This window comes from Achromobacter sp. 2789STDY5608615 (assembly GCF_001298995.1).
GTDB lineage: Bacteria > Pseudomonadota > Gammaproteobacteria > Burkholderiales > Burkholderiaceae_B > Achromobacter > Achromobacter insuavis.
Map to the genome: position 1 here is coordinate 1 of NZ_CYTY01000008.1, position 24566 is coordinate 24566.

The 24566-nt window shown below is 66.0% G+C and carries 18 protein-coding genes; 13 read left to right on the plus strand and 5 right to left on the minus strand.

Features of this window, described 5'->3' with window-relative positions; translation table 11 throughout:
• Positions 1 to 172: 172 nt before the first annotated feature.
• Both AOZ49_RS31670 and AOZ49_RS08890 read left to right on the plus strand, forming a co-directional pair.
• Complete coding sequence (locus AOZ49_RS31670; protein WP_369815781.1) at positions 173 to 307, plus strand: hypothetical protein; 135 nt, start codon at positions 173 to 175, stop codon at positions 305 to 307.
• 20 nt (positions 308 to 327) lie between these two features.
• A complete protein-coding gene (locus AOZ49_RS08890) occupies positions 328 to 771 on the plus strand; it encodes a CopD family copper resistance protein (protein WP_054474899.1) in 444 nt (147 codons plus the stop codon).
• A 39-nt stretch (positions 772 to 810) separates the two neighbouring features.
• Here the strand turns inward: AOZ49_RS08890 and hxsA are convergent, their stop codons facing one another.
• The 3 genes from hxsA to hxsB form a co-directional block, all read right to left on the minus strand.
• Complete coding sequence (hxsA, locus tag AOZ49_RS31675) at positions 811 to 1464, minus strand: His-Xaa-Ser repeat protein HxsA (RefSeq protein ID WP_082380370.1); 654 nt, start codon at positions 1462 to 1464, stop codon at positions 811 to 813.
• A complete protein-coding gene (gene hxsC / locus AOZ49_RS31680) occupies positions 1461 to 2237 on the minus strand; it encodes a His-Xaa-Ser system radical SAM maturase HxsC (protein WP_304439432.1) in 777 nt (258 codons plus the stop codon). Before hxsC ends, hxsA begins: the two co-directional genes overlap by 4 nt.
• Before the next feature lie 351 nt (positions 2238 to 2588).
• Complete coding sequence (gene hxsB, locus AOZ49_RS08895; protein ID WP_054474900.1) at positions 2589 to 4037, minus strand: His-Xaa-Ser system radical SAM maturase HxsB; 1449 nt, start codon at positions 4035 to 4037, stop codon at positions 2589 to 2591.
• 303 nt (positions 4038 to 4340) lie between these two features.
• Between hxsB and AOZ49_RS08900 the strand changes: the two genes are divergently transcribed.
• The 7 genes from AOZ49_RS08900 (at position 4341) to AOZ49_RS08930 (ending at position 14980) form a co-directional block, all read left to right on the plus strand.
• The gene (locus tag AOZ49_RS08900) at positions 4341 to 4847 is read left to right on the plus strand and encodes a sigma-70 family RNA polymerase sigma factor (protein WP_049055481.1); all 507 of its coding nucleotides are present in this window, start codon (positions 4341 to 4343) and stop codon (positions 4845 to 4847) included.
• Complete coding sequence (locus tag AOZ49_RS08905) at positions 4844 to 5833, plus strand: FecR domain-containing protein (protein WP_054433418.1); 990 nt, start codon at positions 4844 to 4846, stop codon at positions 5831 to 5833. Before AOZ49_RS08900 ends, AOZ49_RS08905 begins: the two co-directional genes overlap by 4 nt.
• A 117-nt stretch (positions 5834 to 5950) precedes the next feature.
• Entirely contained in the window at positions 5951 to 8332 is a 2382-nt protein-coding gene (locus tag AOZ49_RS08910; protein WP_231690287.1) for a TonB-dependent siderophore receptor, read from the plus strand.
• Between the two features lie 117 nt (positions 8333 to 8449).
• Positions 8450 to 8977 carry a sigma-70 family RNA polymerase sigma factor gene (locus AOZ49_RS08915; RefSeq protein WP_054433416.1) on the plus strand — a complete coding sequence of 176 codons (528 nt, stop codon included), beginning with the start codon at positions 8450 to 8452 and terminating at the stop codon, positions 8975 to 8977.
• Positions 8978 to 8983: 6 nt separating this feature from the next.
• Positions 8984 to 9934 (plus strand): FecR domain-containing protein, encoded by a 951-nt coding sequence (locus tag AOZ49_RS08920; RefSeq protein ID WP_054474901.1) that lies wholly within the window; start codon positions 8984 to 8986, stop codon positions 9932 to 9934.
• A gap of 87 nt (positions 9935 to 10021) precedes the next feature.
• Positions 10022 to 12466: a TonB-dependent siderophore receptor gene (locus tag AOZ49_RS08925; protein WP_054474902.1), complete on the plus strand. Its 2445-nt coding sequence runs from the start codon at positions 10022 to 10024 to the stop codon at positions 12464 to 12466.
• 99 nt (positions 12467 to 12565) lie between these two features.
• The gene (locus AOZ49_RS08930) at positions 12566 to 14980 is read left to right on the plus strand and encodes a TonB-dependent siderophore receptor (RefSeq protein ID WP_054474903.1); all 2415 of its coding nucleotides are present in this window, start codon (positions 12566 to 12568) and stop codon (positions 14978 to 14980) included.
• A gap of 31 nt (positions 14981 to 15011) precedes the next feature.
• On the opposite strand, the gene AOZ49_RS08935 is transcribed toward AOZ49_RS08930, so the two are convergent.
• The gene (locus AOZ49_RS08935) at positions 15012 to 15938 is read right to left on the minus strand and encodes a FecR domain-containing protein (RefSeq protein WP_054474904.1); all 927 of its coding nucleotides are present in this window, start codon (positions 15936 to 15938) and stop codon (positions 15012 to 15014) included.
• Positions 15939 to 15965: 27 nt separating this feature from the next.
• Complete coding sequence (locus AOZ49_RS08940; protein ID WP_054474905.1) at positions 15966 to 16472, minus strand: sigma-70 family RNA polymerase sigma factor; 507 nt, start codon at positions 16470 to 16472, stop codon at positions 15966 to 15968.
• 261 nt (positions 16473 to 16733) lie between these two features.
• On the opposite strand from AOZ49_RS08940, the gene AOZ49_RS08945 reads away from it, so the two are divergent.
• From AOZ49_RS08945 to mgtA, 4 genes are all read left to right on the plus strand, one after another.
• On the plus strand, positions 16734 to 17777 hold the full coding sequence (locus AOZ49_RS08945; RefSeq protein ID WP_156355620.1) for a hypothetical protein: 1044 nt from the start codon (positions 16734 to 16736) through the stop codon (positions 17775 to 17777).
• Positions 17778 to 17941: 164 nt separating this feature from the next.
• A complete protein-coding gene (locus AOZ49_RS08950) occupies positions 17942 to 20890 on the plus strand; it encodes a TonB-dependent receptor (RefSeq protein ID WP_082380371.1) in 2949 nt (982 codons plus the stop codon).
• Between the two features lie 312 nt (positions 20891 to 21202).
• Positions 21203 to 21544: a hypothetical protein gene (locus tag AOZ49_RS08955; protein WP_054433408.1), complete on the plus strand. Its 342-nt coding sequence runs from the start codon at positions 21203 to 21205 to the stop codon at positions 21542 to 21544.
• A 116-nt stretch (positions 21545 to 21660) separates the two neighbouring features.
• Entirely contained in the window at positions 21661 to 24432 is a 2772-nt protein-coding gene (gene mgtA / locus AOZ49_RS08960) for a magnesium-translocating P-type ATPase (protein WP_054474907.1), read from the plus strand.
• Positions 24433 to 24566 lie beyond the last annotated feature (134 nt).

Below are 24566 nucleotides of genomic sequence, written 5' to 3' on the forward strand. Positions count from 1 at the left end.
CGTGAATCGTTTCTTCATTGCCGTTCCTTTGTGAACGGACTCTACATCGATTTCGTACTAACCACGGGGAGCAGGTCACAACCACGCCAACGCGCCGGGCACGCAGCAGAATGCCTATGCGCTGCTGGGTTTCAAGATCGCTTACGAGTATGACGCGCACTGGAGCGCCTTCTTGCAGGCCGACAACCTGACCGACAAGACCTACGCCAGCAGCTACGCCATCCGCAACAGCGCGACGGCGGCCATGCCGATCTTTCTGCCGGGCAACGGCCGGGCGTTCAGCGCCGGCGTGGCCTACCGCTTCTGACGACTTATCCGGGCACCGCCATGAACACCTATCCCTTGCTGTTGATCCTGCACCTGCTGGCCGCCTTCGTCTTCGTCGGCACGGTGACTTTCGAGGTGCTGTTCCTGGAACCGGTGCACCGGCGCCTGCCGCCGGAGGTGCGCAAGGCGCTTGGCGCCCAGCTCGGCCCGCGGGTGCGGGGGACGGTGCCGTGGGCCGTGCTGGCGCTGTATCTGGCCGGCCTGGGGCTGGCCTGGCAATACCGCGGCGTGCTGGCGCATCCGGCCGGCTCGCCGCTGGGCATCCTGCTGTCGGTCAAGATCGCGCTGGCCGTGAGCGTGGCGGCGCACGTCGTCACGGCGCTGGCGCTGTCGCGCAAGCGGCGGCTGACCCCGGCATGGCAGCGGCGCGTGCATCTCAGCGTGTTCTGTCACATGATCGGCATCGTGGTGCTGGCCAAGGCGATGTTTTATGTGACCTGGTGACACGCTATTCAGCGTATCTCCAACAAGGGTCATAACGTTTTATCGTGCCACGACAACTCCCAGCGCGTTCATTGTTTCTGTGGTCATTAGACCGGTAGCTGGCAATGACTTGACTGTTTGAAAATGCTTGAGCGCGGCAGTCGTAGCAGGCCCTAATACGCCATTGATTGGACCCTCGTAGAGATGGAGTGAAGTTAGCTTTATCTGCACGCGGATGATTTGCAGTTTGAGTTTTTCGGAACGACTCAAATCCACAGTATCTTGCGATGCGCTTCCGCTTTTTTTTGAGGTGTCGCTTGCCGAGGGGTTGGCATTTGATCTTGGGGCTGATCCAGCACTTGGCACTCCGCCATTGCTTCCTGATGACGAGCCTGAAGGGGTGTAGAGTGGACTGGGTTTGGCAGGTGGAGATACCGGCGTGGCGGGAGCAGAGTAGTAGCCAGATGATCCGCGGCTACCGGAGCCGGAGTAATGTGAGCTATGGCTGGAGTGAGATCGGTGGCTTGAGTGCGATCGATGACCCGCAAACAGGTTGTCGTACCCAAAATTCAGAGGGCGCAGCGGCACAGCTTGCGGTTCATTGAGCGCATCTAATACGAGTTTTTCGGCAGACGGTGCCGCACTTATGGGTTTGGTCCCGATAGCGGTAAGTCCGGCAATAAATACACTAATGCTTTTTATGAAGCGACTCATGTCGCATATTCCTCGTTCAGAACTTTGATGACTTTGGACGGTTTCCAGCCACGTTCATGCCAGGAAAAAAATCCAGAACAATCCGGCTTCATGTCACAGGTGTCGCAGGTGGGGGTGTAAACGTTTTTCCAGTCCGAAATACTACGGTGAGCATGCCGCCGTAGCGGCTTCGACAAAGCGCATAGCGGTGTATTCATGAATAGAAAGGGGATTGAATGGCGGGTTAGCTGAAGGGCTGCTTGTTGAATGACGTTTTCCCATTCAAGCAGATCTACCTCGCAGTGCTCGCGATTGGCAAGTGCAAAGCCAATGGGTTCGCACGCCATTAACGCCACTTCCTTGACGAACGGCAAGTTTCGGCCGATGAACATGCAAAGTTCTGGAAGTACCTCCAGAACAGGGCGAATTAACACTATCCGAAGTTGAATAGGTTGGTGGTACTGCTGAAGATTCAGTAGCCCTGCAATAGTCTGTTCGAAGGCGCCCTGTGCTTGAACCACGAAGTCGTGTAGAAAGTCCGCATGTCCATACAGCGGTACTAACCAAGTTGTTGGTGTGTTCAAGCCGTCTAGCAGGAGTTTGCTCTGATCAGAATTAGCGAGTAGTCGACCATTGGTCAAAATTTCTACTCGGGTGCTTGGGTGCTTTTTTGTAAGGGAATCCAGTACCGTTCTGAGATGGGGGCCCAAGAGCAGAGGCTCTCCTCCACTAAGGCCGAGTACCGCTGGCGAATTCTCCATATGTCGTATTACGTCAATCACTTCCCGAACCATCCACGAGTCTTCTTGCGGGATGGGGGGGTTGTGAGCACATCAAGCAGTAGCTATTGCATCGGTTAGTCATCTGGAGACCATGATGCAAGTCTGATTCGCGATACAGGATGGAAGCTTCACATCGCTCTGGAGTGGCTGAGACAATGTCCCCGGACTGAAGGCCGATTGCATCCACCCACTCGACATTGGATAGGCCTGAAGCTCGATAGTGGGCAACTAAGTCTCGTTGTGACGGAGTGAGGGCCGGAATCAGAAATTGCAGATCGGGCTGCCATTGCGATGCCAATAGATCGGCGTCGACTATTCTCCACACATGGCGATCATTCGTTGCGTTCGGACCAAAAGCCGCTTTCAAACGTCGCATTGAATCGCCTCCGTTGCAATGACAGGGCGCGCCCATGAGTGGAACAAATCCAAGCGATCTGTGTCTGCTTCTCTTACTGCAGAAAAGAAATAGTCAAATAGCCATTGGTGCCGTTGACAATGCTCAGTGAGGTGGGGAGAAACCTCCATCTTGCCAAACTGGGCCTGAGCATCGACCGGATTTGGGGCACAGAATGTTTGGTACGCGCAATTCCGACAATCGGACATCAACTCGACTTGACTGGAGGCAATCAGCATTTGTTGCACGTCGGAGTGCTTCAATGAGGCCAAGGTGGCCCCAATTGGGCCCAAACGAAGCGATGAATCTCCGCTTTCTGCCAGCATGCGGGCTTCGTCGCTCGGGTACACAAAGCCGTCGTAGTTGTAGACCAGGACACTCTGGCCCGCTCCCGTGGGACTTTGAAGGTCGACATATCCCGAGTCGAAGGGAGACAGGATCTTGTTCAGGATGATCGACGCGTAGACTTCGCGCAAAGCGATGCCTTGTTTGTTCCAATAAAAAACACGGTCAAGCGCGCGACGGTAAAAATCATAGAATTGAGTGGGCTTATATCCAAGCAGTAGCTGGTTGCGCTTGGCAAAGCCATAGCTGCTGAGCGGTCGAACAAAGATCTCCTGAAATCCAAGTTTTACGTACTCATCGACTATGGCCTCAGGATGAGCGAGAGAGGCCTTGGTTGTCGTCATCAATGCCGCCACTGCATCCTTTCCCAGCCTGTTTCTCGCCAGTTCGATTCCCGCAACGGTGCGTTCATAGGAGTTACGGCCGGGAATAGGTCGATTGCGGTTATGCAGTTCAGCCGGACCGTCGATACTTGTGGAGAGAAATACAGAATGTTGTGCAAGGAAATCGCACATGTCCGAGGTCAGTTGGTGGAGTGTCGAGGCGATAACGAATCGCAACTGTCGCCCTTCTGTTCGGTTCCGTTGTTGAATACGTATTACGGCTTCCTGTACCAAGTCGAACCGCAGTAAAGGGTCGCCTCCCTGGAATTCGATCGTCAAGGTTGGAGCCTTGCTTTCAAAAATGCTGTCACATGCTGCCAATAGGTCTTTGTGCAATATCGTGTGGCCCGTATCTGTCAACGATCGACTAACTTGGCAGTATTGACAGGAGTGGGCGCATTGCAAGGTGGGAACGATAATATGTAGGCTGGGACCACTCGTGACGGTCTCACGTTTGGTTGCCTGGCGCGAAGCCAACAGGCGACGAGTACCGCTTCCGCCCTGGCTTGCTATGAAGTAGCGCGCCTTCAGGTCTGCCTGCATCGACAGGGGGAGGTCAGACACTCGACCTTGCGCCAACAACTCGGCCTGTTCCTTGTTCAGAAAAACATAGTCACCAGCAGAGCTGACCGCCAACCACTCACCTGCGAGTGGCCTGGTCTGATAGGGCATTGTCTTTACGGCGTACATATTCACGCGCTTCTCCTAGCGCGGCTCCCATGGCCGGCACATCTAATTTTATTTAGCAACATAATTGCACATATTGGTTGCTAAATCTAATTGGAAATATCTCCTGGGAAAGTCTCTCGTTTTGGGTGCCACTGCGTTAGTGGCACTGATAGCAGGCTCAATCGCAGGCGCGTGATACCAGGCTACTTTTTTGAAACAACGGGGGACGGGACTCGCACTTGAAGTTTGGAAGTCGCTTATCTCCCAGCCTCTGATGCAATGTTGTAAATTGTAGTGATTCTCATCTCTGCCCGCGCGACCCCCATGGCTGCCTCCGACCCCTCTCCGCAGCATCCCTTGCATACGCTCTACCAGGATCACCAGGGTTGGCTGCAAGGCTGGCTGCGCAAGAAACTGGGGTGCGCCCTGGATGCCGCCGACCTGGTGCATGACACCTACCTGCGGGTGCTGAGCCGGCGCGAACCCGGCGAGATCCGCGAACCCCGTTCGTATCTGGCCACCATCGCCCACGGGCTGATGGTCAACCACCTGCGGCGCAAGGACCTGGAGCGCGCTTACCTGGAAACGCTGGCGCAGTTGCCCGAGCCGCTGGCGCCGTCGCCCGAGGCGCGCGCGCTGGCGCTGGAAGCCCTGGTCGAGATCGATGCCATGCTCGATGGCCTGCCGGTGGCGGCGCGGCGCGCGTTCCTGCTGTGCCAGCTCGAAGGCATGACGCATGCCGAGATCGCCAGCACGCTGCGCGTGTCGGTGGGCTCGGTGCGCCTCTACATCGCGCGCGCCCTGCGCCAGTGCCTGGAGCTGGCGCCGTGAGCGCGAGCGGGGCGGGGCGCATCGATCCGCGCGCGCTGGATGGGGCGGTGGAATGGTTCCTGCGACTGACGTCCGGCACCGCCAGCCAGGCCGACCACGAGGCCTGGCAGGCCTGGCGCCGCGCCGATCCCGAACATGAACGCGCCTGGCTGCGCACCGAAGCCCTGACGCGCCGCTTCGAGGCCCTGCCCAAGGGCGTGCTGCCGGTGCTGGGCCAGCCGCGCTCGGCCGGGCGCCGGCGCGCGCTCGGCAAGCTGGTGTTGCTGGCCAGCGCCGGCGGCGCTGGCTGGCTGGCGTATCGCGACGATGCGTGGCGCGGCTGGACGGCCCAGTACCGCACCGCCGTCGGCGCGCGCCGCGAGGTGATGCTGGCGGATCACAGCCGCATCGTGCTCAATGCCGCGACCGCCATGGACGTGCTGTTCGACGCCCGGCAACGCCTGATTGCGCTGCACGCCGGCGAGATCCTGGTCGAGACCTCGCCCGATCCGGCGCCCGTCGCGCGGCCGTTCATCGTGCGGACGCGCGAAGGCAGCATCACCGCGCTGGGCACGCGCTTCGTGGTGCGGCGCGACGATGGCGTGTCGACCGTGCAGGTGCTGGACGGGGCGGTGCGGGTGGCGCCTCGCGGCGCCGCGTCCGACCGCGCGCGGCAGGTGCCGGCGGGCATGAGCCTGCGCTTTGGCGACGGCATCGACGAGGGCCTGGCGCCGGTGGCCGGCGACCCGTCGGCCTGGCAGCGCGGCATGCTGCAGGTGGACGGCATGCCGCTGCGGACCTTTCTGGCGGAACTGCAGCGCTACCGCAGCGGCTGGATCGACTGCGCCCCGGAAGTGGCGCACCTGCCGATCTCGGGCGCCTTTCCGCTGGAGGACACCGACCGCGTCCTAGCCACGGTGGCCGACACGCTGCCGTTGCGCCTGCGCTACCGCACGCGCTATTGGGTCTCAGTGCTGCCGCGCGGCGCCAGTGGAACGAATTTGTAACGCGATTAGCACTTTTCGCGCTTCGATTGGCTACGAGGGTAAGACCCACCGTGAGGAGTTACCCCGTCATGCCCCCGCGTTTCCCCCCGCCTGCGCGCAAGCGCGTCCCGCCGCGCCGTGCGCGGCGCCCGCCTGTTCGCCTTGCCGCTGACCGTCCTGGCCGCGCCCCTGCAGGCGCAGACCGCCGCCGTGGCGATTGCGCCCGGCCCGCTCAGCGCGGCGCTCTCGGCCTATGCCGCGCGCGCCGGCGTCCTGCTGTCATTCGATCCGGTGCTGACGCGGGACTTGACGACCCCGGGGCTGAACGGCAGCTACGGATTTGAAGAGGGCTTGCGCCAACTGCTCCAGGGCAGCGGCCTGGAGCCCGTGCGGCGGGCCGATGGCGGCTACACGCTGCGGCGCGCGCCTGCCTCGAACGTGACCGCGCTGCCGGCCGTCACCGTGACCGGCAGCCGCGATGGCGACGCGCCCAGCGAAGGCACCGGTTCGTACACGACGCGGGTGGCCACCTCCGCCACGCGCATGGACCTGTCCCTGCGCGAAACCCCGCAATCGGTCAGCGTCGTTACGCGCCAGCAGATGGACGACCAGAACCTGGTCACCCTGGACGACGTGATGCGGCAAACGCCCGGGGTGGTCGCCGACAAGCTCGACGAGCGCGTCACCTTCACCTCGCGCGGCTTTGCCTTGAGCACCATGATCGACGGCGTGCCGACGTTCGCGTTCAAGACGCCGGCGGCCGAGATCGGCATGATCAACACCGTGATCTACGACCGCGTCGAGGTGGTGCGCGGCGCGGCCGGGCTGCTCAACGGCGTGGGCGAGCCGGGCGGCTCGGTCAACCTGGTGCGCAAGCGGCCCACCGCCGAATTCGCCGGTCACGCCACGGCGGGCGTGGGCCGCTGGAACAACTACAACCTGGAGCTGGACGTCGGCGGCCCGCTGAACGACAGCGGCAGCCTGCGCGGCCGGGTCATCGGCTCGCGCACCGCGGGCGACAGCTTCATCAACGACAAGAAGCGCTCCGACGACGTCTTCTACGGCATCCTCGAGGCGGATGTCGCGTCCAACACCACCTTGAGCCTGGGCTTCGAACACCAGAAGACCGCCATCGATGGCGCCAACTTCGGCCAGGCGCCGCTGTTCTACAGCGACGGCAGCCGCACCCATTTCTCGCGCTCGTTCAACCCCGGCACGCCGTGGAGCCAGTGGGACATGTACAGCGACAAGATCTTCGTCACGCTGGACCATCGCTTCGCCAACGGCTGGCGCGTCAAGATGGACGCCAGCCGCCTGAAGAACGAACGCAAGGCCCTCTGGGGCTACCTGTTCGAGTATTTCCCGGTCGAGCAGAATGGCGATTCGACCATCGAGATCCGCCAGAACCCGGCCACTTCGACCAACAAGTCGTTCGATCTCTACGCCACCGGCCCCTTCCAGGCGTTCGGCATGGAGCACCAGGCCGCGCTGGGCGTCAGCGTCAACGACTACACCAGCGAACTCAACCTGAATTCGGCCAATCCGAACGGCTGGGACCGGCGTCCGCTGAACTTCTACCAGCTGCAGAGTTTTCCGAAGCCGAGCCGTTTCTACACCTACTTCAACACCTTCCTGGACGCCAAGGAAACCGCCGTATATGGTTCCACCCGCCTGAAGCTGGCCGAGCCGGTGTCGCTGGTGCTGGGCGGCCGCGCCACCTGGTATGAGGAAAAGTCCTCGTCCTACAACGGCCCCGCCAATCTCTGGACCACCAACCCCACCGCCAAGGTCAATGGCGAGTTCACGCCGTATGCCGGCACGGTGGTGGACCTGAACGACAACTTCTCGGCCTACGCCAGCTACACCCGCATCTTCATTCCGCGTTCGGAGCGCGATTCGTCGAACGCGCTGCTGCCGCCGCAGACCGGCAAGAACTACGAACTGGGCCTGAAGGGCGAGCACCTGAACGGCAAGCTCAACACCAGCTTCGCCGTCTTCCGTACCCAGGAAGCGAACGTGCCGGTCGAGGACCCCAGCGCGCCGCCGCTGCCCGATGGCAGCACGCCGTACCGCTCGGTGGCCGGCGCGCGCAGCAAGGGCTTCGAGGTGACGGTGGCGGGCGAAGTGGTGCGCGGCCTGCAGGTGATGGGCGGCTACACCTACTTCGCCAAGCGCGACAACGAGGGCGCGCTGCTGTTGCCCAATTACCCCGAGCGCCTGTTCCGGGTGGCGGCCAGCTACCGGCTGCCGGGCGCCTGGAGCAAGCTGACGGTGGGCGGCAGCGTCAATTACCAGAGCGGCATCTACTACGACGAGTCGAGCGGCCTGGGCCGCGCCTCGCAAGGGGGCGTGACCCTGTTGGGGCTGATGGCGCGGTATGAGTTCAGCAAGCAGGTGACGGCGTCGATCAATATCGACAACCTGACCGACAAGCGCTACTACAGCGGGCTGGGCGGGTACAACGGCTACAACTACGGCACGCCGCGGAACGTGTGGATGAAGGTGAGCTACAGGTTCTAGGCCTCGCGACGCGGGTAGCCGTCGCGGCGGGAGTGGGAAGGCGGGCGATTGAACGCCTTCATCAATAATGATTACAATTCCCATTCCCGAAATTCACAAGGCGCTGACGCGACGGCCATGTCGTCCACGGAATCCCTGGAACACCGCGAGCTTGGCAGGCTGTACCGCGACCATCACGGCTGGCTGCGCGGCTGGCTGCTGCGGCGCCTGAACGTGCCGGCCGAGGCCGCCGACCTGGCCCAGGACACCTTCCTGCGCCTGCTGGCCTCGCCGGCGTCGATGGCGCAATTGCAGGGCGTGCGGCAGCCGCGCAGCTTCCTGGCCACGGTGGCGCAGCGCACGCTGGTCGACCACATCCGCCGCCAGGTGCTGGAACGCGCCTGGCTCGAAACCCTGGCGCAGCAGCCCGAGGCCTGCGCGATGTCGCCCGAGACCCAGGCCATCCTGCTCGAGACCATCCGCGAGATCGACGCCATGCTGCATGGCCTGGGCGACAAGGTGCGGCGCGCTTTCCTGATGTCCCAGCTGGAAGGGGCCAGCTACGCCGAGATCGCCGCCCGCCTGGGCGTGACGGTCAGTTCCGTCAAGAAGTACATGGCGCGCGCCACCGAGCATTGCCTGGTGTACGCGTTGGCCCGGCAGTAGGCGGCCATGGCGGACAAGACCATCGCCGCGGCGGCGCAATGGTACGCGCGGCTCTGCGCGGACGACGTCAGCGCGGCCGACCGGGCGGCGCATGGGCGCTGGCTGGCGGCCGACCCTGAACACGTGCGCGTCTGGGGGCAGGTGGAGCGCCTGCGCGGCACCCTCGGCGCGGCGCCGGCGCGCCTGACCGCCGACACCCTGAACCGCGCCGAGCTGCATTTCTCGCGCCGCCGCGCGGCGCTGCGCAACGGACTGGGCGCGGTGGCGCTGCTGGGCGCCGGCGGCCTGGCGGCCTGGCGCACCCTGCCGATGGAGCGGATGCTGGCCGACTACCGCACCGGGGCGGGCGAGCGCCGCGAACTGCGGCTGGCGGATGGCACCTTGCTCTGGCTGGACAGCGCCAGCGCGGTCGACGTGACCGTCGACGCCGGCCAGCGGCGCATCTTCGTGCATGCCGGCGAGATCCTGGTCGATACCGAAAACGTCCGTCCCGGCCTGCCGCCCTTGCGCGTGCTCACCGCGCACGGCGCGGTGCGTCCCCTGGGCACGCGTTTCATCGTCACGCGGCAGGACGACCTGACGCGGGTCGCGGTGCTGCGCCATGCGGTGGCGCTGGAACCCGCGACGGGCGGCGCGCCAGTGATCCTGAAGGCGGGCGAGCAGGGCACGCTGGCGCCGGCGGGGGCGCAGGCGGCCGGCGCCATCACCGGCGAGCCCGACGCCTGGACGCGGGGCCTGCTGGTGGTCGATAACTGGCGCTTGGACGACTTCATCGCCCGGCTCGACCGTTATCGGCCCGGGCTGCTGCGATGCGACGATGCCGTGGCGGCGTTGCGCCTGTCGGGGGCGTTTCCGGTCGACGACACCGACCAGGCGCTGGCCGCCGTGACGCGCGCGCTGCCCGTGAACATCGTGCGCTTTACCCGTTATTACGTCCGTATCGTCGCCCGCCACTGATTTTTTTTCGCTCGGCATTGTCCTTTTTCCGCGCTCGTCCGACTTAGCAGGGATTACGTCGGATCTGCCACACGGAAACCTGAGTCCATGCCTTCTGTCCCTTTGCTTCGTCACTCCACCAAATTCGCGCCCCTGGCGCGCGCCGTTGTCATCGCCTTGACCGCCCTGGGCGCTACGCCGTCCGCGCAGGCGCAGGCCGTTTCCAGCGCGCAGGCGTCGCGCCACTACGAGGTGCCGCCCGGCCCGCTGGGCCTGGCCCTGAGCCGGTTCGCCGCCCAGGCCGGGGTGGTGCTGTCGTTCGACGCCACGCTCACCCAGGGCCGCCAGAGCGCCGGCCTGCAGGGCGACTATGGCGTGGCCGCGGGCCTGGCGGCGATGCTGTCGGGCACCGGGCTGGAGGCCGTCAACCAGGGCGGCAACCGCTATGGCTTGCGCGTCGCCAATGCGCAGACGCTGGCGCCGGTCGAAGTGCTGGGCGCGCGCGAACCCGCGCCCAGCGAAGGCACCGATTCGTATACGGTCGGCGTGTCGAACACCGCCACCCGCCTGCCGATGACGCTGCGGGAGACGCCGCAGTCGGTCTCGGTGATGACGCGCCAGCGGCTCACCGATCAGGGCCTGAACACGCTGGAAGACGCCATCGCCAACACCCCCGGCCTGGTCTTCAAGAAGAAGGGCTCGGCCGACGACAACGAGAAGGGCCTGTATGCGCGCGGCATGGAGATCACCAACATGCAGGTCGACGGCGTGCCGACCCACAAGGACTTCAATGCCCTGGGGCTGGACACGGCGCTGTATGACCGCATCGAAGTGGTGCGCGGCTTCACCGGCCTGCTGAGCGGGGCGGGCAACCCGGCCGCCTCCATCAACCTGGTGCGCAAGCGGCCGACCCGCGAGTTCGAGGCCGGCGTGGGCGCCAGCGTCGGGTCGTGGGACTACAAGCGCACCGAGTTCGACCTGGGCAGTCCGCTGGATGCATCGGGCAAGCTGCGCGGGCGGCTGGTGGGCGCCTGGCAGGAGGGCGGTTCGTTCATCGACCGCGTCAAACAGGATTCGCAGCTGCTGTATGGGGTGGTCGAGGCGGACCTGACCGAACGCACCTTGCTGACCCTGGGCGCGGAATACCAGCGCAAGAAGTGCACGGCGTGCTCGTACTTCGGCTTTCCCGCCTACTACGCGGACGGATCCCGGACCGACTTCCGGCAACGGTTCAATTCCGCCACCAACTGGAGCCGCCAGGAACGCACGCGCTACAACGTCTTCGCCACGCTCGACCATGAGTTCGCGCCATCGTGGAAGGGGTCGCTGACGCTGTCGCGCACCGGCGACGACAATGACCGCACCTATGGCTGGTTCAGCAGCAACGGCTGGGCCAATCCGCAGACCGGGAAGGGCGCCTCGGTCTGGATCGCCAAATGGCCGATCCCCAAGACCCAGAACGCGCTGGACGCCAGCCTCAGCGGCGCCTTCGACGCGCTGGGCCGCCGCCATGACCTGGTGCTGGGCGTGAGCCTGTCGCGCACCAGGGCCGACTACGACACCTATCCGCTGTGGACCGCGCCCGGCTATGACCCGGTCATCCCGGACGTGCGCGCCTGGGATGGCGACATGCCGCAGCCGCAGTGGCAAGCCACCGGCAAGCGCTACTACACCGAGAAGCAGAACGCGGTCTATGGCGCATTGCGCCTGCGGCCGACCGATGCGCTGTCGGTGATCCTGGGCTCGCGCATCACCTGGTGGGACCAGCAGGCCTCATACACCTACAACGACGGCTCGGCCTATCCGGACAACATGCGCGAGCAGGGCGTGTACACGCCGTATGCCGGCCTGGTCTACGACCTGACGCCGACGCTGTCCGCCTACGCCAGCTATACCAGCATCTTCCTGCCGCAGCAGGCCCAGACCGTGTCGGGCAGCGGCATCGCGCCGATCAAGGGCAATACCTACGAGATCGGCCTGAAGAGCGCCTGGCTGGACGGCCGCCTGAACGGCGCGCTGGCGCTGTTCCGCACCCGCCAGGACAACTACGCCATGCTGGACGGCGACAAGCTCGCGCCCAATGGCGACAGCGCCTATGTCGCCGCCAACGGCGCCGTGCTGCGCGGCGTGGAAGCCGAGCTCAGCGGCGAGCTCATGCCCGGCTGGCAGATGCAGCTGTCGTATGCCTACGTGGACCGCCGCCTGCCGACAGGTTTCACGACCCAGGTCGGCCTGCCGCGCCACATCGCCAAGCTCTACACCACCTACCGCCTGCCCGGCGCCTGGAGCGCGCTGACCGTGGGCGGCGGCGTGCGCTGGGAAAGCCAGAGCGGTTTCACCAGCCGCGGCCCCGGCGGCCAGCAATTGGATTCCTCGCAAAGCAGCTATGCGCTGGTCGACCTGATGGCGCGCTACCAGTTCAACCGCCAGTGGTCGGCCACGCTGAACCTGAACAACGTGCTGGATAAGAAGTACTACGCCAGCACCAACGTCTACAGCAATTACTACGGGGCGCCGTTCAGTGCGATGCTGGGGGTGAATTACCGCTATTGAAAGGAAGGGGCGCAGGAAAAAAAAGTGCGTGGGGCCTGATACCTTTTCCTTTCTCGGCTGGCATAGCAGGTATCTTCCCCAGTCCGAGAGGCTCATTCCATGCGTTCCCCCTCCGCCAGGCGCCGCCGCGCGATTTCCGTGGCCTTGCTGGCCGGCAGCCTGACCACGGGCGCGGCCGTCCACGCGCAGCCCGCGCCTTCTCCGGTCGACATCCAGGCCCGCCAGGCCTACGACATTCCGCCCGGCCCGCTGGGCAAGGCCATCGCCAGCTTCGCGCTGGCCTCCGGCCTGTCGCTGGCGTTCGAGCCGGCCTGGACCGACGGCCTGCACAGTCCCGGCGTGTCGGGCGAATTCAGCCGGGCCGAGGCGGCGCGGCGCCTGCTGGCGGGAAGCGGGCTCGAGATGGTGGCGCGCGCCGATGGCAGCTACACGCTGCGCAAGACGGTGTCCGACGCGACGACGCTGCCGGCCATCACCGTGACGGGCGCGTCGGGCTATGCCGGCGCCAATCCCTATCTGGTCGGCGGCGCCACCACCGCCACCAAGACCGCCACGCCCTTGATGGAGACGACGCAGTCGATCTCGGTGGTGACGCAGGAACGCATGGCGGCGCAGGGCGCGCAGACGGTGACGGACGCCTTGAGCTATACCGCCGGGGTGCACGCCAATGTGGCGGGCGACAATCCGACCGACAACACCCTGATGGTGCGCGGCTTCCAGCAGCTCACCACCAATGCCTTCACCGACGGCCTGCGCAACAACAACACCGGGTATTTCGCGCCCGAGCCTTACGGCATGGACCGGATCGAGGTGCTCAAGGGGCCGTCGTCGGTGATGTATGGCCAGGGCTCGCCCGGCGGCATCATCAATATCGTGTCCAAGCGGCCGCTGTTCGAGTCGCATCGCGAAGTGGGCTTGTCGACCGGCAGCAACAACCGGCTGCAGGGCACGATGGACATCGGCGACGTGATCGACGCGCCGGGCACGCTGGCCTATCGCCTGGTGGCGCTGGGCCGCAATGCCGACAGCAACATCGACGGCATCGCCGACGACCGCGTCTACGTGGCGCCCAGCCTGACCTGGGCGCCCAGCGCGCGCACTTCGGTGACGCTGCTGGCTTCGTACCAGAAGAACCGCAACCTCTTCACCAGCAATCTGCCGTACGCGGTGCTGGATGGCTCCAATCCCAATGGCCGCGTGCCGCGCCACCGTTCGCTCAACGAGCCGGGTTTCGACAAGGAGCAGGGCGAGCTGACCAACATCGGCTACGAGCTGAGCCATGCCTTCTCGGATGCGTGGACCTTCCAGCAGAACTTCCGCTACGGCCATTTCAAGGGCTATGAGGACCAGCTGTTCCGCAATAGCGGCGTGATCAACGACACCATGATCGCGCGCTACTATCAGCTGCGCACTTACGACAGCGATACGTATTCGGCCGACAACCGCCTGGTGGGCAAGTTCGCCACCGGCCCGCTCGAGCACACGCTGCTGGCGGGCGTGGACTACCAATACAACACGCGCAACGCCGATACCCAGACCGGCAATGCTCCGGCGATCAATATCTATCATCCGGTGCGCGTGGCCATCGACACGTCGCGCTATACCTCGCGGCTCAGCACGCAAGACAGCACCCGCCAACTGGGGGTGTACCTGCAGGACCAGGTCAAGCTGGACCGCTGGGTGGCGACGCTGGCCGGCCGTTACGACTGGGTCAACCAGCGCAACCGCAACCGCCTGCTGGGCACGCGCGCGGATTCGGCGGCCGAGGACTTCACCGGGCGGGCGGGCCTGGGCTATGCCTTCGACAGCGGCTTCTTCCCGTATGTCAGCTACAGCGAATCGTTCTCGCCGCTGAGCGGTTCGGACATCAATGGCGCGCAGTTCAAGCCGGAGACCGCCCGGCAGTACGAGGTGGGCGTGAAGTACCAGGCGCCGGGCTCGGACAGCTACGTGACCCTGGCGGCATTCGACCTGCGACGCCAGAACGTGCTGACGCCCAACCCGCAGAACACCTCGTTCAGCGTGCAGGAAGGCGAGGTGACCTCGCGCGGGATCGAGCTGGAAGGCGTGCTGCGGCCGCTGCGCGGCTGGAACGTGATCGCGTCGTACACCTACAACGACGTCGAGGTCACCAAGGACAATCCCAACTTCGCCGGGGTGAGCAACAAGGGCAAGGCGCCGGTGCGGGTGCCGCGCCACCTGTTGTCGCTGTGGACCGACTACACCTTGTCCAGCGGCGCGCTGGACGGCCTGACGCTGGGCGCGGGCGTGCGCTACACCGGCACGACGTTCGGCGATGCGCAGAACACCTTCAAGGTGCCGGCCTACACGCTGGTGGATGCGATGGTGGGCTATGACTTCGGCCGCGCCACGCCGTCGCTCAGGGGCCTGAGCGCGTCGCTCAACGTGCGCAACCTGACGGACAAGTACTACGTGGCGGGCTGCTTCCTGAACAGCGCCTGCTTGCTGGGCGCGGGTCGCAGCGTGGTGGCCAACGTGACTTACAAGTGGTGAGCCGGGTGGCGGGGCCGCGTGGGGCGGGCCGTCAGGCCGGCCCCACCAGGATCCAGTAGCCGCCCAGGCGCGAGGCGATCGCCACCGGATAGGTGGCGGCCAGCATCGCCAGCGCGCGGTCGGTGTCGGCCAGTGGGAAGGTGCCGGAGACGCGCAGGCGCGCCACGGCTGGATCGCAGCGCACGACGCCCCTGCGGTAGCGCGCCAGCTCGGCCACCACGTCGCCCAGCGCCTGGCCATCGGCCAGCAGCATGCCTTGCGTCCAGGCGGTGGCGGCGGGGTCGAGCGGCGCGGCGTCGATGCCGCGCGCCGAGAAGTCGGCCTGTTCGCCGGCCCGCACCACGCGCAGGTCCTGGCCGGTGGTGACGCGCACGGCGCCCTCCTGTACCGCGAGCCGGGTGTGGTCGTCCTGCTGGCGCACGTTGAAGCGCGTGCCCAGGGCGCGCAGCACGCCGTCGCGGGTGCGGACTTCGAAGGGGCGGGCGTCGCCGGCGGTCTCGATGTGGATTTCCCCGGCGCGCAGCAGCACCGTGCGCTGGCTGGCGTCGTAGCGGATGTCGACCGCCGAGCCGGTGTTCAGCGTCAGGCGGGTGCCGTCGTCCAGGCGGATGTCGCGTCGTTCGCCGGTGGCGCTGCGGTAGTCGGCGGTCCAGCCCTCGGCATCGGACCAGCGCCAGGCGCCCCAGGCCGCGGGCGCGACGGCCAGCAGCGCGGCCAGCTTGGCCAAGGCGGCGCGGCGCGCGCGCGGCCGGTCCAGCGCCGGCATGGCGAGCGCGGCCGGCATGTCGCCCAGCCGGGCCAGCAGGCGCTCGGCGCGCTGCCAGGCGTGCTCGTGGGCGGGGCTGCGCGCGCGCCATGCCATCCAGGCCTGGCGCGTCTCGGTGGAAATGGCGCCGGCATGCAGCGCCACCAGCCATTCGGCGGCTTCGTCCAGGAGGGGGTTGTCCGTGGCGTTCATGCGAGGTTTCCCAGTGGGCTCATGGGCCTATTCCATGCATTCCAGGCACAGGCGGAAGGCGCGCGCCATGTAGCGCTTGACCGTGATGAGGGACACGCCGATCTCGCGCGCGATGGCCTCGTAGGTCAGCCCCTCGATCTGCGACAGCAGGAAAGCGCGCCGCACCGGCGCGGGCAGGGCGTCCAGCATGGCGTCGATCTCGTGCAGGGTCTGCAGGATGATGAGCTGGCGCTCGGGCGAGGGCGCTTCGTCTTCGGGGACGCGCGCCAGGGCTTCCAGGTAGGCCTGTTCCAGCGCGCGGCGCTGGTACCAGTTGACCAGGATGCCGCGGGCCACGGTGGTGAGATAGGCGCGCGGCTCGTGCGGCACCGCCGGCAGGCGCGAATCGAGGATGCGGGCGAAGGTGTCGTGGGCCAGGTCGGCGGCATCGCCGACATTGCCCAGGCGCCGCCGCAGCCAATGCTGCAGCCAGGCATGGTGGTCGCGGTACAGGGTATGGACTTGCTGCCGCGGATCGCAGTGGTCAGCCTCCATGGGCGTCTCCCGGGGGGGGGCTGAGGGGGCAGCCTAAATGCAAATAAGAGTTTTTCGCATTTTAGGAGATCCATCGCGTCCAGGCAATGCGGCGCATGGGGGCGATGGCGCGGATGTGGCGCCGACGCCGCGCCGCGGTTCTGTACACTGGCCCGCGGGGCGATGCCCGCCGCCCGACCGCGCGCAATATCGCGCTCGCACGCGGGGCTCGCCCTGCCTCCGACAACGATACTCTCCGGTTTTCCGCCATGTCCGCTACCCATGCCTCGCTTGCCGCCGCGCTCCGTTCCCCCCGTCACCTCGGCCGACGATGTGGAAACCCTCGATGCGTTCTTCAAGCGCCCCGAGGTCCGCGCGTTCTACGAGGATGCGCAGGACCCGGAGCACACCGACGCCGGCCTGCGTTTCTGCGCCGAACTGCTGCCGACGCTGCATCCCAGCCGGGCGTCGGCGCTGGCGCTGATGTGCGGCTCGCTGGTGGAGGACGGCGCCGATCCCGTGCTGCTGTTCCCGACGTTGCAGGCGTTGCTGGGCCCGTGGCTGCAGACCCTGCGGCCGTATTGCGCGCTGGAGGTCGAGGAGGGCGACGCCGACGTGGAGGAGGCCGACCGCCAGGCCTGGAACGAGGCGGTGGCGCGGCTCGAAGCCATTCCGGAGGACCAGCGCTGGGAGCTCGATGCGCGCGTCGGCGCGATCGATACGCTGGTGCTGCCGATGATGGCCATGCTGATGCGCGACCAGCGCAATCACCAGGCCTTCGTGGCCGATGCCGGGCTGATGGACCTGCTGTACGCCATGACCACGCTCAACGACAACCTGCCGTTCGAGCAGCTGCATTACCTGTGGCTGGCCTCGCGCATCAGCTACGAGGAAGAGCTCGTGGTGGTGTTGCCCGCTTCCGGCACGGGCTTCGTGGCGCGGGCGCACGGCATCAACAACAATTTCCACGCCTTCACGCTGTTGCAGAACCTGATGCGCGACCACGTCCAGCCCCTGGGCGTGCGCCGCGAGATCGCCGCGCGCGAGCCGGACGCCGAGCGCGACAGCGCCGACTTCCAGTGGTTGCAGGCCGATGCCTATGCGAATGGCGCGCTGGTCAACGACATGCGCTTGGCCTGGGGCGAGGCGGCGCTGCGCGACAACCTGGCCAGGCACGGCAAGCGCGTGCTGATCGCGCTGGAAAGCGACGAGGGCATGAAGCGCAACTGGTCGGGCTTCAACGGCGCGATCCACGATGCGCAGCAGCCGTCGATGACGTTCACGCGCTACCTGACGCCGGACGAGGTGGCGGCGTATCTGGCGTGAGGGCGATAGTGTAGGAACAGTCCTGCTTACGGCGGCTGACCCGCCATCTTCCCCATTCTGCGTTCGCGTTTCGCGGCCCGGCGCGTCATGTCTCTTGAAGACGATGACCAGGGCCCTGCTTGTTGCATGGATCCGCCCTGGCGTTCACGCCGAGGAGGCAGACCATGCACCGACCGTACCGGGCGCGCCCGCGCCGCCGTTCCCCTTTTCCGCGATCCCGCGCCGCCGCCGGATTGGCCCTGGCCTGCCGGCTGACGCTCGCCGTCCTGGGCGGCGCGTCCTGGCCAGCGGCGCAGGCGCAGCCGGCGCGGGTGCAGTACGACATCAGCGCCGGGCCGCTGGCGCAGGTGCTGAGCCGCTACGCGGCGCAGTCGGGCGTGGCGTTGTCGCTGGTCGCCGGGCAGGTTGCCGGGCAACAGAGCGCGGGGCTGCATGGTCGCTACGAGGTGGATGAAGGCTTTGCGCAGCTGCTGCGCGACACGGGGCTGGCGGCCCGCCGGGGTGTGTCGGGTTACGTGCTGGTGGCGGTGCCGGGGGAAGCGGCCGGATCGGTCGTGCTGCCGCCGGTCGAGGTCGACGCCGACGCCTTGCCCGAGAAAGCGGTGTACACCGCGCCGCGTTCCTCGGCGTACCTGTCGAGTCAGGACCTCGACCGGTTCGGCCGCGTGTCGGTCGGCGACCTGCTGGCCGGCATACCGGGCGTGCAGGTCGGCGACAGCCGCAATGGCGGGGCGCTGGACGTCAACATCCGCGGCATCCAGGGGCAGAGCCGGGTGGCGGTGCGGGTCGATGGCTCCGAGCAGGCGCTGGACGTGTACCGGGGATACGCGGGCACGGCCCAGCGCAGCTATATCGACCCGGACCTGATCAGCGACGTGACCGTCAACAAAGGTCCCTCCGTGACGTCCGGCGCCATCGGCGGTTCGGTGGAAATGCGCACGCTGGGCGTGCGGGACATCCTGACGGAAGGCAGCCAGATCGGCCTGCGCCTGAAGGGCGAGTTATGGAACAACGGCGTGGCGCCGCCGCATCGTGGCGTCAATCCTCCATCGTCCTCCACAGGGGAGCCCTCGGCGAATGATCTGAGAGCCGTTCCGCATGATAGCCATGGCAGCCTGTTCGGGTCGCGCGCGGAATCGGGCAGCCTGGCGTTTGCCTATGCCAACGACCGCCTCGACTTCGTGGCGGCCTACGCGCATCGGAATCAGGGCAACTATTTCTCGGGCAAGAAGGGGCGAGAGCGTTATCGCATGTATTACCCGGGCCGTCGCTACGAGAGGAACAGCGTAGCCAAGTCTTACAACCCTGGCGAAGAAGTGTTGAATTCGTCGGCCGAAACCGAATCGACGCTGTTGAAGCTGACGCTGCGACCCGCCGCAGGCCACACGCTGGAACTGGGCTACCGCCGCTACAACGGAAAAATCGGCGAAATCATGCCGTCGGACATCATCCGTTCCGGCACGGCGGGCATCACGCAGTATCCGCTGGGCGAAGCCGGTATCGACACCTATACGGCGCGCTACCAGTTCCAGCCGGCGGACAATCCGCTGGTGGACCTGGGGGTGAACCTGTGGATGACGGATGCCAAGACCAGCCAGTTGACCTCGGTGTGGGCGCCCGCGTCCCAGGCCTATGTGACGGACCGCAGATGGACCCGGCAGGCCGACCGCCGCATCGGCGGCGATCTGGCCAACACCTCGCGGTGGCGCACGGCGCACGGCGATGTCAACCTCAACCTGGGCGGCTCATTCCAGGTCGAGGATATCCGGCCGCAGCGCGGCGTCGTGACGACGCAGCAGGACATCGACGGCAACCGCGTGCTGCGCGATGCCTCGCGCCGGGAATTCAGCCTGAACGGCAAGCTGGAATACCGGCCGGTGGCGTCGCTGACGCTGTGGGGCGGTGGCCGTTACAGCCATTACGACGTCAGGGATCGCGGCGTGTATTCCACCGCCATCCGCGAACTGCGCCCCTATCGCGCCATCATGGTGAAAAAGCCGGGCGAGTGGTGGTGGCCGGGCAACTTCGGCTACCAGACGTGGTGGCCGGACGAGAATGGCCGGTACACGGACGCCACCGATCCGCGCCTGCATAACGGCATCGTGTACCAGGACAGCAACCGCCCCGAGGTCGGCGTGCCGTACGACGATTTCGGCGCGGGCTCGACCCGCGTCTATGACGAGGATGTGAAAGAGGTCGTCACCGGCTATGCGCATGCCCCCAGGCTGCGCAGCCGCGCCGGGGGGGGCTTTGCCCCGTCGGTGGGCCTGAACCTGGAACTGGTGCCGGACACCTTCGTCTATGCCTCGTACACCCAGGGGCTGCGGTTGCCATCGCTGTTCGAGACCAGCCTCGGCACGATGAGCCTCTCTCCGGGCAGGGGACTCAAGCCCGAACGTTCCAACAGTTGGGAATTCGGCGCCAGCACGGTGCGTGGCAACCTGTTGGCCGATGGCGACACGGTCGCCGCCAAGTTGGTCTATTTCAACAACAACATCAAGCACTACATCGTGCGCTACTACGACTATGACGGGGTGGAGGAGTTGACCGAAAAGGCGTTGCAGATGCGGAACACCGACCGCTACAAGACCAGCGGATTGGAATTCCAGTCGCGCTATGACGCCGGGCGGGTGTTCGCGGATCTGGCGGCCACGTATTACCTGAAGACCGAGACCTGCGACGCGGCCTTCGCGCAGCACTTGCGTGACCACCCCAGCGCTTCGCGGCATACGGAAAACACGCCGACGTGCACACCGGGAAGTTTCATGGGTTCGTATACCAACACCCAGAATCCGCCCAGGCTGGCCTTGAGCCTGACCGCCGGCCTGCGCTTCTTCAACGAAACGCTGACGCTGGGCGGCCGGATGGCCTACACCGCGGGCCCCACGGTCAGGACCGACCTGCCATGGCAGGAAACGCCGACGACGAAGCAGCTCGTGTACCACCCAGTGACGCTGTTCGACCTGTTCATGACCTATCGGCTGCGCGAACAGATGATGGTGAGCATCTCGGTGCAGAACCTGACGAACCGCTACTACCTGGATCCGCTGGCGCAGAGTTTCATGCCGGCGCCAGGCCGGACAGTGCGGATCGGCATGCAGACGCGCTTCTGAGCGTGCGCGGCGTCCGTGGACGGGCAACCAGCATGCGATGCCTGCCCGGGCCGGGATCTATACCAAGGTATACGCCCCATGATCTGTTCGGAACGCCGCCCCAGACCTACACTGCCGCCTGTTGCAACCCTATAGGAGCCCGCCGTGGAAGACGACGGAAGTACCAGAACCCACGGCGCACGCCGGGTCTAGCGGGTCTGCACGTTTTTTCTGCCAGCCGCCACGCCCGTCCGGATCGATCCGGAGCCGCGACGGCTTGCATGCGCCACCTGAACCCCTGCGGGCGGAACCGCCTGTTTCCAGGAGACGCGCATGCTGTCCCATATCCTGTCCCCCAACCCCGTGCGCCGCGCGGCCCCCGCGCCGGCCTTCATCAACCTGACGTTCTACGGCAGCCCCGCGGTGCTGGCCCTGATCCGCAAGCGCCTCTACGAGGAGCTGCGGCAGCGGTCTGAGACCGTGGCCGACGTGCGTTATTCGACCGACGGCGAGCAGGCCTGCACCGCCATCAGCCTGCGCAGCGACAGCGGCAACCCGTGGCCCGTGATCACCTGGCTCAGCGACCTGTGCCGCGAGCTCGGTGTGCATACGCTGCGTGTCGGCGTGGCGCCGGCGCCGCGCGCGCAGGCCTCGGCCGTTCCCGTCCCGCATTGATCCCGCCTTACCCGATTCTCACTATCCACCAAGCCCGCGCGGGCCGTGGACGGGGGACGCTCGCGCCTTGAGCCGGGCGCGCTCCCGCCGACGGCGCGCGGGCGGGAGCAGCGAACATGAAGCAAGTCCAAGAAGCCTCGTTGCCGGCCCCGCGCGGGCCGCGCAGCGAGAAGACCTCCGCGTCCGGCGCCGCGCCGGGCAAGAACCGCACCATGCCGGTGGCGCGCCATGCCGGCCTGTCGGTGCACGAAAGCCTGCAGACGCTGCAGACGCAGCGCGCCGGCCTGAGCGACGCCGAGGTCGCGGCCCGCCGTGCCGTCGACGGCCTGAACGAGGTCGCGCACGACAAGCCGGCGCCCGCGTGGCTGCAATTGCTGCGCGCCTTCCGCAATCCGTTCGTGCTGGTGCTGCTGGGCCTGGCCGCGGTCTCGTACCTGACCGACATCCAGTTCGCGGCGCCGGCCGATCGCGACTGGACCGGCATCATCATCATGCTGACCATGGTGTCGGTCAGCGGCCTGCTGCGCTTCATCCAGGAATACCGCTCGGGCCGCGCCGCCGAGAAGCTCAAGTCGATGGTGCGCAGCACCGCCACGGTGGTCCGCCGCGACAGCCATTCCAGCGAGCCGGTGCGGCGCGAACTGCCGATGAACGAACTGGTGCCGGGCGACATCGTCGAGCTGCAGGCCGGCGACATGATTCCGGCCGACATCCGCCTGCTGCAATCGCGCGACCTGTTCATCAGCCAGGCAATCCTGACGGGCGAGGCGCTGCCGGTCGAGAAGTACGACACGCTGGGCAGCGTCAGCGCCAAGCGCGCCGAGGCGCAAGCCGGCGAGAACGCCGACTTGCTGGACCTGGCCAACATCTGCTTCATGGGCACCAACGTGGTCAGCGGCACCGCCACCGCGGTGGTGGTGGGCATCGGGCCGAATACGTACTTCGGCTCGCTGGCCAAGAACGTGGTGTCGACCAAGCGGGTCGAGACCAGCTTCGACCGCGGCGTCAACAGCGTGTCGTGGCTGCTCATCAAGTTCATGCTGGTGATGGTGCCGATCGTGTTCGTCATCAACGGCGTGACCAAGGGTGACTGGGTCACCGCGCTGACCTTCGCGCTGGCGGTGGCGGTGGGGCTGACGCCGGAAATGCTGCCGATGATCGTCTCGGCCAACCTGGCCAAGGGCGCGGTGGCGATGGCGCGGCGCAAGGTGGTGGTCAAGCGGCTCAATTCTGTGCAGAACTTCGGCGCGATGGATGTGCTGTGCACCGACAAGACCGGCACGCTGACGCAGGACCGCATCATCCTGGAACACCATTTCAACGTCGATGGCGATATTGATGACCAGGTGCTGCGCCTGGGTTGGCTGAACAGCGCCAACCAGAGCGGCCAGCGCAACCTGATGGACCGCGCCATCCTGGCCCGGGCGCGCGAGCTGCGCGGCTGGGACCGCAGCGCGCATCACGAGAAGGTCGACGAGATCCCGTTCGACTTCGTGCGCCGGCGCCTGTCGGTGGTGGTGCGCAGCGTCGACGGCGGCCTGGAGATGATCACCAAGGGCGCGGTCGAGGAAATGCTGGCGGTGAGCACGGGCGTGATGATCGACGGGCAGGAACGGCCGCTGGACGCGGCCATGCGCAAGCGCCTGCTGCGCAGCGCCGAGGCCTACAACCGCGATGGCTTCCGGGTGCTGGTGGTGGCCTCGCGCCGTCTCGAGGACAGCGGCCGCACGCAGTTCCAGGCCAGCGATGAAAGCGGGCTGGTGGTGCGCGGCTTCCTGACGTTCCTGGATCCGCCCAAGGATTCGGCGCAGGCCGCGATCCGCGCGCTCAACGACTACGGCGTGGCGGTGAAGGTGCTGACCGGCGACAACCCCATCGTGGCGGCCAAGGTCTGCCGCGAGGTGGGCCTGGATCTGGGCGATGACGATGCGCGCGTGCTGCTGGGCGCCGACATCGAGCAGATGGACGACGTGACGCTGTGCCGCCGCGCCGAGACCGCGGTGCTGTTCGCCAAGCTGACGCCGCTGCAGAAGTCGCGGGTGGTCAAGGCGCTGCAGGCCAACGGCCATACCGTGGGCTTCCTGGGCGACGGCATCAACGATGCCCCCGCGCTGCGCGACGCCGACGTCGGCATCTCGGTGGACAGCGGCGCCGACATCGCCAAGGAGACCGCCGACATCGTGTTGCTGGAAAAAGACCTGATGGTGCTGGAACAGGGCGTCATCAAGGGCCGCGAGACCTTCGGCAACATCCTCAAGTACCTGAACATGACCGCCAGCTCGAACTTCGGCAACGTGTTCTCGGTGCTGGTGGCGTCGGCCTGGCTGCCGTGGGAGCCGATGCTGTCGCTGCAGCTGCTGATCCAGAACCTGGTCTACGACATCTCGCAGCTGACCCTGCCGTGGGACCGCATGGACGACGAGTTCCTGAAGAAGCCGCGCAAGTGGGAAGCGGGCAACATCCAGCGCTTCATGCTGTGGCTGGGGCCGACCTCGTCGGTGTTCGACATCACCACGTATTTCCTGATGTGGACGGTGTTCGGCGCGGGCGCGGCCTATGCCCTGCACGGCGGCGACGGCGGCCAGACCATCATGAATTCGGGCTGGTTCATCGAGGGCCTGGTATCGCAGACTTTCGTGGTGCACATGCTGCGCACCCGCAAGATCCCGTTCCTGCAGAGCACGGCGTCGCTGCCGGTGCTGTTGTCGACCACCGCCGCGATCGCGCTGGCGTGCTGGCTGCCGTTCTCGCCGATCGCCGAGTCGATCGGGTTCGTGGCCCTGCCGCCGATCTACTTCGGCTGGCTGGCGCTGACCATCCTGGGCTACGTCGCGCTGACGCAGCAGGTCAAGACCTTCTACATCCGCCGCTATGGCCGCTGGTACTGACATGCCGGGAGAGACGACATGGAAAAAGCGTTCGAGGAAATGCGCAAGTTTTCGCGCGACATGCACGCCTACGAGGTCGAACGGGCCGCCTTGCGCCGGCCCGGACAGACGCCGGACCTGCCGGACGGTCCGCT